Genomic DNA, 15,385 nt, shown 5'->3' with positions numbered 1-15,385 from the left:
GCTCGTTCCCGATGATTTAACTCTGGCAAAACAACGCGATGATGGCATTGTTCGCAAACGAGGGTTAACCTAGTACCTTCAGTCATAGGGGTAAAAAAACAAACGCCTTATTCTAAATGGAAACATTGAACTGTAGAACCGAGCTTTAGCGCCGGATTGTAAACCCAAACTATAAAAACGACGGTTAAACCGTTGAAATGTAATTGTTAACAGAATAGCGTATTCCACGGTTAGCGGGAAGCTTCGCTGATAATTACAACTAAAAATAATCACAATATAAGACATTACATGAGCATAATAATTCAAATCCAGCGCCGCCTAGGGGTGTTCAAGCGCATAATGAGGCGAGGCTTGTTAGCACGAGTTCCAAGGGTAGCGACGTTTTGGAAAAGCCTGAATTTGGCGCAGCGTTGTTATACTGCTGCAACCTTGGTATTTTTTAGTGCACTGTTCTTTGATGTTCAGGGTGTCTTCTTTAATGTCGTAATCGGTGTATTGGTGTCGATCGCCATTCTTTATGAATTCTGGCCAAGGTTCATGTTGGTATGGAATAGCTTGCCGGGCAAAGCCTTAATTCTTTTCATTTACGCCATAATTGCTAATTTTGCGTTGGCCTCGGCAAGTGGATTAGTTAATAGTGTTTCGGGGGTAAGCGCCGCATCACTACCGTACAGTCATAATTTTGCCATTATCCTCATGTTTCCTAGTTGGTTTTTCTTTACCACGCTATTAGCGCTAGTGTTTGCTCAATTGCTTATGCCGCTGTATTTACTCGTATTACTTTTGCTGAAGCCTTTTGGTGTTCATGGCTTATGGCATGCGCCAGACTACCGGTTTGTGTTCACCACTGCTTTAGTTCGCTATGTATGGATGATAGTGGTGTTGATAATAATAGATGAGATGTCGATGGTGTCTGGGCCGATAAGCCTTTTCTCAGACACGCCCTCTGAGGTCGTGTCAACAAACTTAGAAGTAGGAGATAGAGGTGTAAATGTTGCCCAACTCGATAACGCAACAGCATTACCAGAAACTGCCTCGCCAGCTACAACGGAAGAAGAAAAAGAGACTAGCTTTGACCTTGCTGCCCAAGGTGCGAAGTTTAAACTTATGCAAAAGCAATTGCTGGCTGAGTTTATCTTTAAATATGAAAGTGATGAGTTTTCTCGTTGCGCTATTCCAGAAGGTACACGGATTGTGGAATTAAACGACTATGAAATTTTAACTATCAGGCCTTTGGAAAATGATGAGGTTGGCTATACCTATACGGTAATACCGTGTCGTTCAGCGGCCATTGGTAATAGCGTTACGCCTTAGACAGTCCTTAGCTATATCTTATTAGATAGGCTTTAATAGGCAAGCATGGAACGATTAAAAGCAAGTCACGTTGAATACAAATAATAAAAAAGCCAGCACAAGGTGCTGGCTTTATATACACAAAATTAACCGCAATTTAGAAGCTAGCGTTACCTGGTGTACGTGGGAATGGAATAACATCACGCACGTTTTGCATACCAGTAACATAAGCGACTAGGCGCTCGAAACCGAGTCCGAAACCAGAGTGTGGCACGGTGCCATAACGGCGAAGGTCGCGATACCAAGCGTAGTCTTCTTTCGACAATTCCATTTCTTCCAAACGGGCGTCGAAAACATCAAGGCGTTCTTCACGCTGTGAACCACCAATAATCTCACCAATACCTGGTGCAAGTACGTCCATAGCGGCAACGGTTTTGCCATCGTCGTTAATACGCATATAGAATGCTTTAATATCCTTAGGATAGTTTTGCATAATAATAGGCGCGCCAACGTGTTCTTCGGCTAAATAGCGCTCGTGCTCTGAAGATAAATCAATTCCCCATTCAACAGGGAATTCAAATGTTTTGCCGCAGTTCTGTAGAATATCGATAGCGTCTGTGTAATCCATGCGAACAAAATCAGAACTCACTAACTTTTCTAAGCGTTCAACGGCATCTTTCTTGATGCGTTGAGCAAAGAAGTTCATGTCATCTGGCAGTTCTTCAAGCACGGCTTTACACACATATTTCAACATGTCTTCCGCTAACTGAGCTATATCACTCAAATCAGCAAAGGCAACTTCCGGCTCAATCATCCAGAACTCAGCCAAATGGCGAGAGGTGTTTGAGTTTTCAGCGCGGAAAGTAGGTCCAAAGGTATAAACCTTAGACATGGCTGTGCAATAGGTTTCAACGTTCAACTGACCTGATACAGTAAGGTAGGTTTCTTTACCGAAGAAATCTTCTGAGTAATCAACGTTACCTTTGTCGTCTAATGGCAGGTTCATCATATCTAATGTAGATACGCGGAACATTTCACCAGCGCCTTCTGTGTCACTTGCCGTTAAAATTGGAGTAGATACCCAAAAATGGCCGCGCTCATGGAAGAAGCGATGTATAGCTTGTGATAAGCAGTTACGCACACGCGTTACCGCACCAATTACATTAGTGCGAGGGCGCAGGTGAGCGTATTCTCTTAAGTACTCGATACTGTGACGCTTCGCTGACATTGGGTAAGTATCTGGGTTTTCTACCCAACCTAATACCTCAACCTCAGTGGCTTCAATTTCTACTGATTGGCCTTGGCCCTGAGAGGCTTTTACCACACCAGTCACTGATAGTGAGCAACTTGCTGTTAAACGCTGTACGTCAGCGTAATTTGACAGAGAACTCAGTGCCACCACTTGAATAGGGTCAAAGCAACTACCATCGTGTAGTGCTATAAAAGATAACCCAGCCTTAGAGTCGCGGCGTGTTCTTACCCAACCTTTAACGGTTACCGATTCGCCAACTGCGTACTTACCTTTAAGTACGTCGACAACGGGCGCATGCGTCATGTTAATTTCTCCGTCTCACTGATTTATGCTGTTTTGTGTCATTGTCCACAAGCAACAACAATGTGCATTTGCACTAATAATGGTTTTTACGTCAATCTTTTGGATTTTCTGCCGATAATTCAGCATGTTTTAGAATTTTCATCCTGAAAAAGCGAGATAGCACTTAGTCATTTCAAAAACGCGAGAATGGCGTTTACGAGAAGACTAAAAATAAATACCGCTAATAACGCATAATCCAATAGCACGCTAGTATACTCAACCTAAAGCGGGATGCCAGAGAACAGAGTGACAAATGGGAAATAAATATAATCCGTACGGTGTTGAAGAGCGACGTTCAAGACCTAGAACCGAAACGAATTTCTTTCGCGTGATGCTGGCCCTCAATGTAATAGGGTGGTTAGCACTAGTAGTCACCTTGGTTCTATTTCACTTTGCTCGCCCCGATTTTATCAGCGGTGTTCAAGAATATTGGGGCATTGAAGGCGACACAGGATGGTCGGCTGAATATGTAAAAGCCATGCAAATCATGCTGCAAGTATGTTTGTTGGTAAGTTTGGTAAGTATTGTAATGCGCGCCCGCCGCAGCAGGCGGCAGGGTGATCAGTTTGGTTTTAATTTATTCGTATTGGCCAGCATAGCTGTTATTAGCCTTATTACGCTGGCCACTACCATGGGAGTCGCTACATAAAGGCGATGCTAATGAGCCAATAGGTGTAAATGGCATAAGCTGCCACAAATGCTCCGCCTTCTACTCGGTTTAAGCGCCCTTGGCGTTTGTAGCCTATGCAAAATATAAACAGTGCTACGGTTGCTGCCAACATCACGACCACATCGCGATATAAGAAGTCAGCACTTACGGTCATAGGCTGAATAGTACCTGCAATACCCACCACGGCTAATGTGTTAAACATGTTAGAGCCAATAACATTACCTAATGCTAAATCGTGTTCACCTTTTTTCACTGCAATAAGCGATGAAGCAAGCTCAGGTAACGAGGTTCCAATCGCAATAACGGTTAAGCCAATGATGGTATCGCTAACGCCAAAGTAGGTAGCCACTTCAACAGCGCCCCACACCAACATGCGAGAACTGGCTACTAGCAGTAATAGACCCGTAAGAAGCCATATTATATGGGTTTTGATTGTACCTTCAGATGCGTTTATTTCCTCGCTGTATTCATCGGCAAGTTTGTCTTTACTGCCTTGCATACCATGCCAAATACTCCACGAAATGAGCAGTACAAAAAGGCCAAGTAATGAAAAAGCATCATCCTTTGAAACCGATTGGTCTAGCACCTGCCATGAGGCGAAAAAGGTAATGCCCAGCAATACAGGAATTTCCTTTTTAATAATGTTCGATTTAACCGCTATAGGGCTGATAAGCGCGGTTAATCCTAAAATAAGCAGTATGTTAGCGATGTTCGAGCCGTAGGCATTACCTAGCGCAATACCTGAATTCCCCTGAATGGCTGCAAAGATTGAGACAATGATTTCAGGTGCTGATGTTCCAAAACCAATAATGAGCATGCCAATTAGAAGGGGAGACACCCCAAAATGATTAGCGACAGATGCTGCGCCGCCTACAAATTTCCCTGCGCTCCATAGCAAAACCGGTAGCCCCACAAGAATGGCTAAACTGGCTAATAACATACAATCTCCTACTTGTTTTTCTGAAATCTGTTCGCAGTTTTTTTATAAAAAAGCTAAGTGAAAACGACAATTATCTTCGGCTATCGCCTTATTTTAGCTGAGCTTGAATCATCGCCTAGCGCTTTTTAACGAACAACTGCGCTACGCCATCAATAATCCAATGTGATAGATAAGTTTTCGTTGTCTTAACGATGAAAAAAAGCCGTGCTCAATTCACTTTGCAATTTTCACTTTAGGCGTAAACTCAGCGCCATTCTTACTTGAGTGGTGGTGAGTATTATTCCTCATGCTGCACTACTCGAATTGTAACTTACTTAATATTATTTAGAAGCGAATTACATGCACAATACGTTGATTGTGGCTGACGATGTTACGCCATTTAGCGAAACAGCGTTAACGGTACTTACCTTTCAAGATTACTTGGCGGAATTTCCGAAACTTAATGAACCAAAAATACGGGTAATAAACCTGTGTGACACCACCCGTTATTTAAGCCAAGGGTATTACTGTTCATTGTTAGCACAGGCGCGCAATCACTTGGTATTGCCCGGCGTAAATACCATTAACGACCTTCGACTAGCAGAAGCACGCAGTGTGGATAGACTGCCTTTTGCGTTGTCATTACCCGTTGATAATATTGACATTCCTGCTGCGCCTTTATTGGTACTTTTTGGTGAAGTTAAAGATCAGCGGTTTAAGCGTGTAGCGCGTCAAGCGTTTGAAAAGTATCCATGTCCGATTTTGCTACTTACCATGTCAGTGTCTGATTTACGTGCGGACATACAAGAAAACAAAAAGGACAGTAAAAAGGTAAGTGGCAAACACAACGTGGTTGGCTTTGCTGACATTGCGGCTAAGCCCTTTACTGCGCTAGATAGCAAACAACAGCAGTTGTGTATTGCACAATTAGAAAGCTACACCACGAAACAATGGCGTGCGACTAAAGCAAGTAAGCGCACTCGTTGGGATATGGCTATTTTGGTTAACCCTGATGAATCGACGCCACCTAGCGACGAAAAAGCGATTCGCCACTTTGTAAAAGCCGCTGAAAAGATGGGGTTTAGAGCGGATGTGGTTTCACGTTTGTCGCCTGAAGATTTGGGGCACTATGATGCATTATTTATTCGTGAAACTACGGCAATAGACCACCACACCTACCGTTTAGCCAGAGCGGCTGAACGAGAAGGGGTGATAGTGATGGATGATACTCAGTCTATATTGCGCTGTTGCAACAAAGTGTTTTTACAAGATGCGTTTACGTATCAAAAAGTACCGGCACCGAAGGCTACGTTTGTGTCGAATTCTGATGATGAAACCTGCGATAAGCTTATTGAAGAGTTCGGCTTACCTTTGGTATTGAAGTTACCGGAAAGCTCGTTTTCTCGTGGTGTGCACAAAGCAGAAAACCGCGATGTGTTAAAAGCTCGCTTGGTTGAAATGTTGGCTGAATCGGCCTTAGTACTGGTTCAAGAGTATATATTTACCGAGTTTGATTGGCGTATTGGTATGTTGGGCGGTAAGCCGATTTATGCCTGTCAGTATTTTATGGCGCGTAATCATTGGCAAATTTATCACCATCAAGGCGAGCGTTTTTCATCCGGTGGATTTACAACAATGCCAACCTTTGAAGTTCCTAAGCCCGTTTTACAGGCAGCCATTAAAGCAGCCAAGGTTGTGGGGGATGGTTTATACGGTGTAGACATCAAGCATTCAGGCAATCAGGTATACGTGATTGAAGTCAACGACAACCCAAGTATAGATGCTGGGGTGGAAGACAAATATTTGGGCAAAGCCTTGTATGAGTTAATTATGCAGGAGTTTGCTGACAGACTAGAGCGACGAGGGCGATAAGCATGAAAGGTGCACTTGCGTTTGAAAGCAGTGGGCTGGCGCCTGAATATAAAAGTGATCGTGAGGCTGAAATGAATGCAGCTATAACCATTCAGTTGAGAAAAGCTACGTTAGAGGATGTGAAACAAATACAGCACATCGAAAACACGTGTTTTAAAAGCGATAAGCTGAATGTTCGTCGCTTTCGTTTTTACGTTACGGCTAAACATGCTGAATTTTATATTGCCGAGCATCACACCGCACAAGGAGTGACCCTATCGGGTTATGGACTATTGTTACTTCGTAGAGGCACGCAACTCACTCGGCTGTATTCAATTGCCGTGTTACCAGAAGCCCGTGGTTTGGGAATAGCTGAAAAGTTAATAACAAGACTAGGGGAGCAGGCGTTAGCCAAGGGAAAGCGCTTTATGCGTCTAGAAGTGTCTGCGGACAATAAGGGCGCTATTTCACTTTACCAACGTCTAGGTTTCAAACAGTTTGGCATGTACGTAGATTATTACGATGATCATTCAAACGCATTGCGTATGCAAAAGGTGTTAGTGCCATCGAAAGCCTTGTCTCATGCCATCTATCCTTGGTATCAGCAAACGACTGAATTTACCTGCGGGCCATCGGCATTAATGATGGCCATGTATTCCTTGCAAGATACCTATGTAATGAACCAACAAAAAGAACTGTCGATTTGGCGAACAGCGACCACAATATTTATGACGTCAGGCCATGGTGGTTGCCACCCTGTTGGGTTGGCGCTGGCAGCGCAAATAGAAGGGTTTACGGTAGAAGTGTTAATCAACCAACCGTTACCATTATTTACAGACGGCGTAAGAAGTGAGCACAAAAAGCATATTGTTGGGCAAGTAGAAGCTGATTTTTTACGTCAGGCGCAAGAAAGTAAAATAGCTATTACTACCGAAGAGTGGCGAGTTGAAACCATTGAGCAAGCGCTAGATGCTGGCAAAGCGGTGTTGTGCCTAATAAGCACTTATGCATTTGATAAGAAAAAAGCACCACATTGGGTGGCTATTACGAGTTACGATGAGCAATGCTTTTATTTGCACGATCCAGATGCTGACGAGGGCGATAGCCAGAACGAGAGTCAGCGTGTTGAATTTCAACACATTCCGGTGGCACGAGACGACTTTGTTCGTTTAGCCAGTTACGGTACACGTAAAGTCCGTACATTGGTGTTACTGTCTACAAAAGCTGCTAGATAAGCTTCTACTTAAAAGCGGCTGCTTGAAAACTTATTTCTAAAGACTCTGTAACTATACCGGAGTAACTGAGTAGCCACGGTCGCACTAACAATAAAAGGCGCGGTTGTTTCATAACGCTAAGGCACGCAAACTTAAGGTCGACTTAAAAAGCCTAAGTTTAAAAGCCTTGAGCTAGGAAAAAGCAGCGCCTTTTTAGTGCCTAACCTGCGCAATCGTTACTTCTTCATTCAACGCGTTCAAGCGGCTAACTAAACCTGATAGTTCTTTAACTGAACCAGAGTAGGCAAGTTGCTTGCTAGTGTGTTGGCCTTTTACCGCAGATTTAAAAATGGCTGTGCTTTCAAAGCAAGCTGTTTTCTTATCAAGTGCGTCCCACTCAGTTTGTAGCTCGTTAGGGATGCAATGACGTTTTGCACTAATCTTGTCTTTTATTTGCAACACTTTCCCAATAAGTAATTGTGCGTCAGTAGGCATAATCATTCTTCCTTACTATTTAACTAACTATAATATTTACGTTTTTTTGTAATTGGCGCGATATTTTTACGCTAAATAAAGAAAACTCGTATTAGGGTTGTTGCATGGAAAGTGCCAAATTTGCATAGAAGTTATTCAAAGCGCATTTTGGGCAGGGGAGAGGGTAAGCTATAAGCTAAGCACGTTAGCGATAGCTAGCGTGCTTAGGCTTGTGCTTCAAATGCCTTACTTGGCAGTAGCAAAGATAAGGGCTCCACAATAATAAATTAATCAGTAAAGCAGTAATAAAGCTGAAAATAATTGATGATGGGGTAAGTGGCACCGACGGGCTGAAATTGCTTAGTACCTTCTGTAGCGTGGACGTATTTGATGGAGTGACCATATACCAAGCTTTTTCATAATAGTGACCGTGCTCTAGGGTCTTTATCCCTTGTTCTATATGACCAAGCTTGGTGAATAGCGCCGATTTACGTTCTGCATCAGCCCTTACCACAGCTTCACTGTTTTGCTTTAACGCCGTTAACATTGCGCCCACTGATGCATAGCCGTGTTGCGTTGCTAACGCCGACATGGCAGAGACTTCCTCTCGAGTAGCATCGTAATAGCCGCTCAAATACTGGCGATAATGATCGGCTAAAATAGGAACTTGCAGTGCTGCAACAAACAGCGTTGCGAAAACGATTTTATCAAAAATGCGTATGAACATATAAATGACTGACCTAGTGTTATTTTCAGCGATTAAGCGGCGTAGAAATTACATTAGACCAGTCAATTCATATCTATTTTCAGCCTACGGTATTACCGCTCAAATAGCTGTAAATAGCGTGGGTGAGTTTACTGAGCTGGTCTGGGCTAATGATGTACGGAGGCATAATGTATACCAGTTTACCGAAGGGGCGTATCCACACGCCTTGTTTTACAAAATGGCGCTGAATATCCGCTACGCTCACAGGATGAACTGTTTCGACCACACCTATGGCACCTAGTACTCTCACATCGGCAACGTTAGGTAAATTGGCACATTTTGACAGCTCAGTGTGTAATTGTTTCTCAATGGCAGGGATTTGTTGCTGCCAATGATTTTCATTTATTAACGATAAGCTGGCATTGGCGACTGCACACGCGAGCGGGTTACCCATATATGTGGGTCCATGCATGAATACACCGGGCGAACCTTGGCAAACACCTAAGGCAACATCTTCAGTACATAACGTAGCCGCTAAGGTCATGTAGCCGCCGGTAATAGCTTTCCCTAAACACATTATATCGGGTGAGATACCTGCATGTTCACAGGCGAATAGCTTGCCTGTTCGTCCAAATCCTGTCGCAATTTCATCACAAATCAGCAATACATCGTAATTATCGCAAAGTTGGCGGCAGCGTTTTAAATATTCAGGGTGATAAATACGCATACCACCGGCACCTTGAACCACAGGCTCTAAAATAAGCGCCGCCATTTCATGATGATGTTTTTCGAACAGTTCAGCTAAAGGCAAAATATCGTCTTCGCTGAACGTTTGACCAAAACGGGTTTGCGGAGCAGGGGCAAAAAGCTGTTTGCTTAATACACTCTCGAATAAACTGTGCATGCCGTTTACCGGATCGCATACCGACATAGCCGCAAAAGTATCGCCATGATAACCATTACGTGGAGCGACGATGCGCGATTTTTCGGGGCGGCCTTGGCAGGCCCAATACTGAATGGCCATCTTGATAGCCACTTCTACTGAGACCGAGCCCGAGTCGGCTAAAAATACCCGTTCAAGGCCATCAGGTACCATTTCCAGTAGCGAGCGGCATAAATTAACGGCGGGCTGGTGAGTAATGCCACCAAACATAACGTGAGAGAAAGCATCTATTTGGCTATGCGCAGCCTGGTTTAGTTCTGGGTGATTGTAACCATGAATGGCTGCCCACCAGCTAGACATGCCATCAACCAATACCTCGCCGGTTGAAAGGGTAAGCTCAACCCCTTTAGCACCAACCACTTCATAGCAAGGAAGTGGGTTAGTTGCCGAGGTATAAGGGTGCCAGATGTGTTTTTTATCAAAATCTATATTGTTCAAAATTCAACCGTTAGTAAAGCTTTTGAAATGGTCAGAGTTGACAACTCGTGTTTGGAGCATAGACTAAGCCAGCATTCTTAATTAGTAAAGGACAGTCAATGACTCTGGCTTTCGCGCCTGACGCGCAAAATAATACAATTCGTCACGATTGGTCACAAGCCGAAGTAGAGGCGCTTTATGCCTTGCCATTTAACGACTTGCTGTTTCAAGCGCAGGTTGTTCACAGACAACACTTCAATCCAAACGAAGTACAAGTAAGCACCTTGTTGTCGATTAAAACCGGAGCTTGCCCGGAAGATTGTAAATACTGTCCACAAAGCGCGCGTTACGACACGGGCTTAGAAAAAGAGCGTTTGCTTGAAATCGAAAAAGTGATTGAGCGAGCCAAAGAAGCTAAGCAAGTAGGCTCAACCCGTTTTTGTATGGGAGCTGCGTGGCGTAACCCACGTGACAGAGATATGCCTTATATTGTAAAAATGGTGGAAGAGGTTAAACAACTTGGCCTTGAAACCTGCATGACACTTGGCATGTTAACGCGAGATCAAGCCGTCGCACTCAAACAAGCTGGTCTAGATTATTACAACCATAACCTTGATACCTCGCCTGAATACTATGGCGATATTATTACCACTCGTACCTATCAAGACAGACTAAATACCCTTGAAAACGTACGCGCAGCAGGCATGAATGTGTGTTCTGGCGGTATTGTGGGTATGGGCGAAACCGCAGGCGATAGAGCCAGCTTACTCATTCAATTAGCAAACTTGCCGGAGCAGCCGCAAAGTGTGCCCATTAACATGCTGGTTAAGGTTAAAGGTACGCCCCTTGCTAGTTTGGAAGATTTAGATTACTTCGAGTTTATCCGCACCATCGCGGTAGCCCGTATCATGATGCCAAAATCTCACGTGCGTTTATCAGCAGGCCGCGAAGCCATGAATGAACAGATGCAAGCGCTGTGCTTTATGGCCGGTGCGAACTCTATTTTCTACGGTTGTAAGTTGCTTACTACGTCTAACCCTGACACCCACGAAGACGTCATACTGTTCAAAAAGTTAGGCATAAACACAGAACGTACTCGCGATTTTTCTGATGAAGCGCATCAGCAAGTATTAGAAGAAGAAATTGCGCAGCAACAAGAACAAGGTTCTGATGCTAGCGATTTATTTTACGATGCTAGCGCACCGCGAAAACAAAAACAGCAGCCCGCGGAGGCATAATGGCCTTCGATTGGCTTGAAGCCCGCTTAAGTGAGCGGGCTCAGCAAGGATACCTGCGAAAGCGAGTATGCCAGCAGTACGAAAAAGACAACATCATCTGCATTGATGGCGAGCACTATTTAAATTTTGCCAGTAACGACTACCTCGGTATGCGTCAGCATGAAGGTGTGCTGCAAAGTTGGGTAGAAGGCTTAGCACAATTTGGTGGTGGTAGTGGCGCTTCGCCATTAGTTACGGGTCATACGCAAGCGCATTTAGCCCTTGAAGCGTATATCGCTGATGGTTTAAATCGGGAATCTGCGTTGTTGTTTAATTCGGGTTTTGCGGCTAACCAAGCCTTATGTATGGCGCTGTTTAGTGGGGCTCATAATCAAGGCGCTAATAATCAAGATGCTAGTAATCAAACCCCAAGTGCCGCAGCCGGCATTAAACATTCCGGTGAAATTTTCGCAGATCGACTGATGCATGCCTCCTTCCTTGAAGGTGCTATGGCAACCAAAGCCAAGCTGCGTCGCTTTAGGCATAACGATTTAGCTCACTTATCCAATTTATTAGAAAAGGTTGATACCACCAATAACAGTGACAAGTTGGTAGTCACTGAAGGTGTATTCAGTATGGACGGCGACAGCGCCCCCCTTCGTGATATGGCGAGTATAGCGAAGCAACACAATGCATGGCTGATGGTAGACGATGCACACGGCATGGGTGTATTAGGTGAAAACGGATTAGGTAGCATTGAAGCGCAAGCGTTATCTCAATCAGATGTACCCATAGTGATGGGCACCTTTGGTAAAGCCGTAGGAACCGCAGGCGCGTTTATTGCTGGAAGCCAAGCGCTAATTGATTACTTGGTTAACTATGCAAAACATTATGTCTATTCCACTGCGATGCCGCCAGCCCAAGCAGTAGCCACCTTGTATTCACTGACGCACATTGCCGCAGATAGCAGTCGGACAGACGCGTTAAATGACAATGTGGCATATTTTCGCGAGCGCTTTGGCGCCCAAATTGGCAATGATCAAAACGGCGATTTAATATTGGCGAATTCAAGTAGTGCAATTCAACCCATTATTGTAGGTAGCCCTGAGCGCGCGTTAGCATTAAGTGATGCGCTAAAAGCTCGTGGCATATGGATACCTGCTATTCGCTATCCTACCGTCCCCAAAGGGGAAGACCGATTGCGCATAACACTAAGCGCTACCCACACTCAGCAAGATATCGATGTACTTGTTGATGCTATTGCCCTTGCGATGGAGTCGATAGCATGAGTCCGCAATCTTTCGCTAAACAAGTGCCTCAGCAGCTTTGCCATCAAGGCGCTGTTGCAGTGCAATTAAATGACCATTCGAATCTTCAATTAGGTCTTCAATCAGAAAGCGGAATAAGCGAAGCGGTTGTTGCGAAACAATTTTCAAAAGCTGCAAATAAGTACGATAACGAAGCACATATTCAGTGCGAAATTGCACAGGCAGGGTTAAACAATTTACCTAACGCCTTGCATGGCGAACTACTTGATATTGGCTGTGCTACGGGCACTCATAGCCACACGTTACAGCAACGTGGCGCAAACGTTATGGGGTTAGATATTGCACCAGGTATGGTGCACAAAGCACAAGCGCGCTTCCCTGATGTTAATTTCAAACAAGGTTCAGCCCAGTCGTTACCGTTCGACAATAGCAGCTTCAGTTCTGTTTTTTCTTCCATGGCATTGCAGTGGTGTTCAAGTCCGCAAACTGTTGCCAGTGAAATTTACCGCGTACTTAAGCCTTCGGGTATGGCGGAAATTGCCATAATGGTCAGTGGTTCTTTTTCTGAGCTTCATAAAGCGAGAAGTATTGCCCAATTACCTGCTGCTGTAACAAGTTTGCCCGAAGCGCAGTTGTGGCTTAATTCGTTCCTCGGGGCAGGGCTGCGGGTTAGCCGCCTTATCAATAAAGATTATGTTGATGAGCACCAAGATGTACTTTCCTTGCTTCGTTCAATCAAAAACGTAGGGGCGGGGGCAACCGGAGCTAAACAGCAATCGATGTCACGTAGTGACATTAAAAAGTTGTCGTTAGCCTATAAAAATAGTAGTGCTGTCGATGGCGTGCTACCGCTTACTTACAAAGTGTGTCATTTCAGATTAGAGAAACCATGAAGCAGTATTTCATTACCGGAACCGATACCGAAGTAGGTAAAACCTACGTTACCTGCCACCTACTAAAAGCCGCTGAAAGCTTTCAAAAAACAAGCCTAGGTTACAAACCTATTTCGGCAGGCTGTGAAAAAGTAGGCAACGACTGGGTAAACGAAGATGCATCAGAAATTCAACAAGCAAGTAGCATTAAGCTTCCTATTAGTACCATCAACCCAATTGCTTTTCTCCCGCCCATTGCACCGCACATAGCCGCAAAAGAAGCGGGTGTTGAATTAACGAGTAATGCAGTGATTGAAGGGCTAGTTCGCCTGCAACAAGAAACGCCAGATCTTTTATTAATGGAAGGAGCAGGAGGCTGGCGATTACCGTTAACCGATACGCTGTTTCTTTCAGATGTCGTTAGCGAGCTAAAAATGGATGTTATTTTAGTAGTGGGTATGAAGCTAGGCTGCTTAAATCATGCATTGCTCACCGCGCAAGCTATTCAAAACGACGGGCTAAATATTGTAGGTTGGGTAGCTAACGATATCACCGGTAGTATGTCTCGATACGATGACAATTTGGCTACGCTTAAAAACGTCATGCCAGCGCCACTACTGCTGGAAGTGCCTTTTTCAAGCGCGCCAAGTGTCGATGCGCTACAGGCGGCTATTCAGAAACTCTGTTAAATCTTCATTGGGCGCGATTGGGCGCTTTTCATCACCTAAAAAGATAAACCCGCCTTTTTCACCCATTAGCGTTAACTTTTGCTGAGACAAAGAAAGGGCGGTTCCTTCACGAATGGCCACCACAGGTGTGCAGGGGTTTAACACCGTAAACTCCGCTAGCCGTTGGTCTCGCGTTTCGCCATTGTGACCAGGCGGGTGATAATCGCTGTAGTGCGGATTCAACTGAAAAGGCACTACATTCAGCGCATTAAAGCTTTTCGGCTCAACAATTGGCATATCATTGGTTGTTCGAATGCTTTGCCCGCAAATGTTAGAGCCTGCACTCCAGCCAATATAGGGCGCGCTTTCAGCAATAGCGTGTTGAAGTGATACCAATAAGTTTTGTTGGTATATAGTATGCATCAAATGGAAGGTATTTCCGCCGCCTACTACTATAGCTTGATTGTTTGCCTTTGCATTACTGATAGCCTGTATAGGGTTATCAAAAGTATGAAGCCCTGTCACATTACATTCTGGCAAGGCTGAAGCGACAGCCGACACGTAGTTATCGTAGCTTTGTGTCACTGCTGCATAGGGAATAAATAGTAGGTCGCGAATGCTACCTAAGTGTGCAAGAATAAGGCTTCTCGCATGTTCAAGGTACGCTTCGTCGCCCTGACGAGAACTACTTAACATTAATACATGTGCGGTCATTACTGCTCCACAATTTTTTTAAACGGCGTTATTTACGTGAAAGTTAACATAAAGTTTAGCTTAGTGCCGTTATTGGTTTTAAAGGAATTTTTATATGGGTCAGAACACATCGGTGTTATTCGTTTGTTTGGGTAACATTTGCCGTTCACCTACGGCCGAAGCTGTGTTTATTCGCAAAGCGGCTGACGCAGGGTTAAAACTAATCATAGACTCTGCCGGAACCCATGGGTATCACATTGGTAAACAGCCAGATAAACGCTCGCAAGCGGTTGGTGTAGAGCGAGGTTATAGCTTTAAAGGCTTAAAGTGCCGACGAGTAGATGACAAAGACTTCGAAAAGTACGACTATATTCTGGCGATGGATAACAGTAATTTAGACAATCTACGTGAAATGTCTGCGCCGGAACACCACGGAAAAATCCACTTATTTCTAGACTTCGCTGACAGTGAAGATAAAGAAGTGCCAGACCCATATTATGGCGGAAAACGGGGTTTTGAATTAGTGTTAGACTTAATAGAAGAGGCCTCTGACGGGCTGATTGCACATATTCAACAGAGCTAAGCT

The 15,385-nt window shown here is 44.4% G+C and carries 15 protein-coding genes; 9 read left to right on the top strand and 6 right to left on the bottom strand.

Annotated features, from left to right (window positions below; genetic code table 11):
• The first annotated feature begins 288 nt into the window (after positions 1 to 288).
• Positions 289 to 1,314: a hypothetical protein gene (locus R1T43_RS13990; RefSeq protein ID WP_317349898.1), complete on the top strand. Its 1,026-nt coding sequence runs from the start codon at positions 289 to 291 to the stop codon at positions 1,312 to 1,314.
• 136 nt (positions 1,315 to 1,450) lie between these two features.
• Here R1T43_RS13990 and asnS read toward each other — a convergent pair whose 3' ends face one another.
• Positions 1,451 to 2,848: an asparagine--tRNA ligase gene (asnS, locus tag R1T43_RS13985; RefSeq protein WP_211069514.1), complete on the bottom strand. Its 1,398-nt coding sequence runs from the start codon at positions 2,846 to 2,848 to the stop codon at positions 1,451 to 1,453.
• A gap of 292 nt (positions 2,849 to 3,140) precedes the next feature.
• Here asnS and R1T43_RS13980 point away from each other — a divergent pair, with 292 nt between their 5' ends.
• Positions 3,141 to 3,536, top strand: coding sequence for a hypothetical protein (locus tag R1T43_RS13980; protein ID WP_317349897.1), 396 nt, complete (start codon positions 3,141 to 3,143; stop codon positions 3,534 to 3,536).
• Here R1T43_RS13980 and R1T43_RS13975 read toward each other — a convergent pair.
• Positions 3,529 to 4,497 carry a calcium/sodium antiporter gene (locus tag R1T43_RS13975; protein WP_317349895.1) on the bottom strand — a complete coding sequence of 323 codons (969 nt, stop codon included), beginning with the start codon at positions 4,495 to 4,497 and terminating at the stop codon, positions 3,529 to 3,531. The two genes, R1T43_RS13980 and R1T43_RS13975, sit on opposite strands and share 8 nt — an antisense overlap.
• 339 nt (positions 4,498 to 4,836) lie before the next feature.
• Between R1T43_RS13975 and R1T43_RS13970 the strand changes: the two genes are divergently transcribed.
• On the top strand, positions 4,837 to 6,348 hold the full coding sequence (locus R1T43_RS13970; RefSeq protein WP_317349893.1) for a RimK family protein: 1,512 nt from the start codon (positions 4,837 to 4,839) through the stop codon (positions 6,346 to 6,348).
• 2 nt (positions 6,349 to 6,350) lie between these two features.
• On the top strand, positions 6,351 to 7,562 hold the full coding sequence (locus tag R1T43_RS13965) for a GNAT family N-acetyltransferase/peptidase C39 family protein (RefSeq protein ID WP_317349891.1): 1,212 nt from the start codon (positions 6,351 to 6,353) through the stop codon (positions 7,560 to 7,562).
• A gap of 192 nt (positions 7,563 to 7,754) precedes the next feature.
• Here the strand turns inward: R1T43_RS13965 and R1T43_RS13960 are convergent, their stop codons facing one another.
• The 3 genes from R1T43_RS13960 to bioA form a co-directional block, all read right to left on the bottom strand.
• Entirely contained in the window at positions 7,755 to 8,036 is a 282-nt protein-coding gene (locus R1T43_RS13960) for a hypothetical protein (protein ID WP_317349888.1), read from the bottom strand.
• Between the two features lie 184 nt (positions 8,037 to 8,220).
• Positions 8,221 to 8,742, bottom strand: coding sequence for a DUF2937 family protein (locus R1T43_RS13955; protein ID WP_317349885.1), 522 nt, complete (start codon positions 8,740 to 8,742; stop codon positions 8,221 to 8,223).
• Between the two features lie 79 nt (positions 8,743 to 8,821).
• Positions 8,822 to 10,102 (bottom strand): adenosylmethionine--8-amino-7-oxononanoate transaminase, encoded by a 1,281-nt coding sequence (gene bioA, locus R1T43_RS13950; RefSeq protein WP_317349882.1) that lies wholly within the window; start codon positions 10,100 to 10,102, stop codon positions 8,822 to 8,824.
• 98 nt (positions 10,103 to 10,200) lie between these two features.
• Between bioA and bioB the strand changes: the two genes are divergently transcribed.
• Genes bioB through bioD form a run of 4 tightly spaced genes read left to right on the top strand, consistent with a single transcriptional unit; the run spans position 10,201 to position 14,127 of the window.
• Entirely contained in the window at positions 10,201 to 11,319 is a 1,119-nt protein-coding gene (bioB, locus tag R1T43_RS13945) for a biotin synthase BioB (protein WP_062086808.1), read from the top strand.
• Complete coding sequence (locus R1T43_RS13940; protein WP_317349879.1) at positions 11,319 to 12,587, top strand: 8-amino-7-oxononanoate synthase; 1,269 nt, start codon at positions 11,319 to 11,321, stop codon at positions 12,585 to 12,587. The genes bioB and R1T43_RS13940 overlap by 1 nt, the downstream gene beginning before the upstream one ends.
• On the top strand, positions 12,584 to 13,459 hold the full coding sequence (locus R1T43_RS13935; protein ID WP_317349877.1) for a methyltransferase domain-containing protein: 876 nt from the start codon (positions 12,584 to 12,586) through the stop codon (positions 13,457 to 13,459). The genes R1T43_RS13940 and R1T43_RS13935 overlap by 4 nt, the downstream gene beginning before the upstream one ends.
• The gene (gene bioD / locus R1T43_RS13930; protein WP_211069504.1) at positions 13,456 to 14,127 is read left to right on the top strand and encodes a dethiobiotin synthase; all 672 of its coding nucleotides are present in this window, start codon (positions 13,456 to 13,458) and stop codon (positions 14,125 to 14,127) included. Before R1T43_RS13935 ends, bioD begins: the two co-directional genes overlap by 4 nt.
• Here the strand turns inward: bioD and pepE are convergent.
• A complete protein-coding gene (gene pepE, locus R1T43_RS13925) occupies positions 14,098 to 14,820 on the bottom strand; it encodes a dipeptidase PepE (protein ID WP_317349873.1) in 723 nt (240 codons plus the stop codon). The two genes, bioD and pepE, sit on opposite strands and share 30 nt — an antisense overlap.
• 94 nt (positions 14,821 to 14,914) lie before the next feature.
• Here pepE and R1T43_RS13920 point away from each other — a divergent pair, with 94 nt between their 5' ends.
• Positions 14,915 to 15,382, top strand: coding sequence for a low molecular weight protein-tyrosine-phosphatase (locus tag R1T43_RS13920; protein ID WP_211069502.1), 468 nt, complete (start codon positions 14,915 to 14,917; stop codon positions 15,380 to 15,382).
• The last annotated feature ends 3 nt before the right edge of the window (positions 15,383 to 15,385 follow it).

The organism is Alteromonas sp. CI.11.F.A3, from assembly GCF_032925565.1.
GTDB lineage: Bacteria > Pseudomonadota > Gammaproteobacteria > Enterobacterales > Alteromonadaceae > Alteromonas.
Note: the sequence above shows the minus strand (reverse complement) of the source record. Positions and strands in the feature narration are given on the sequence as shown.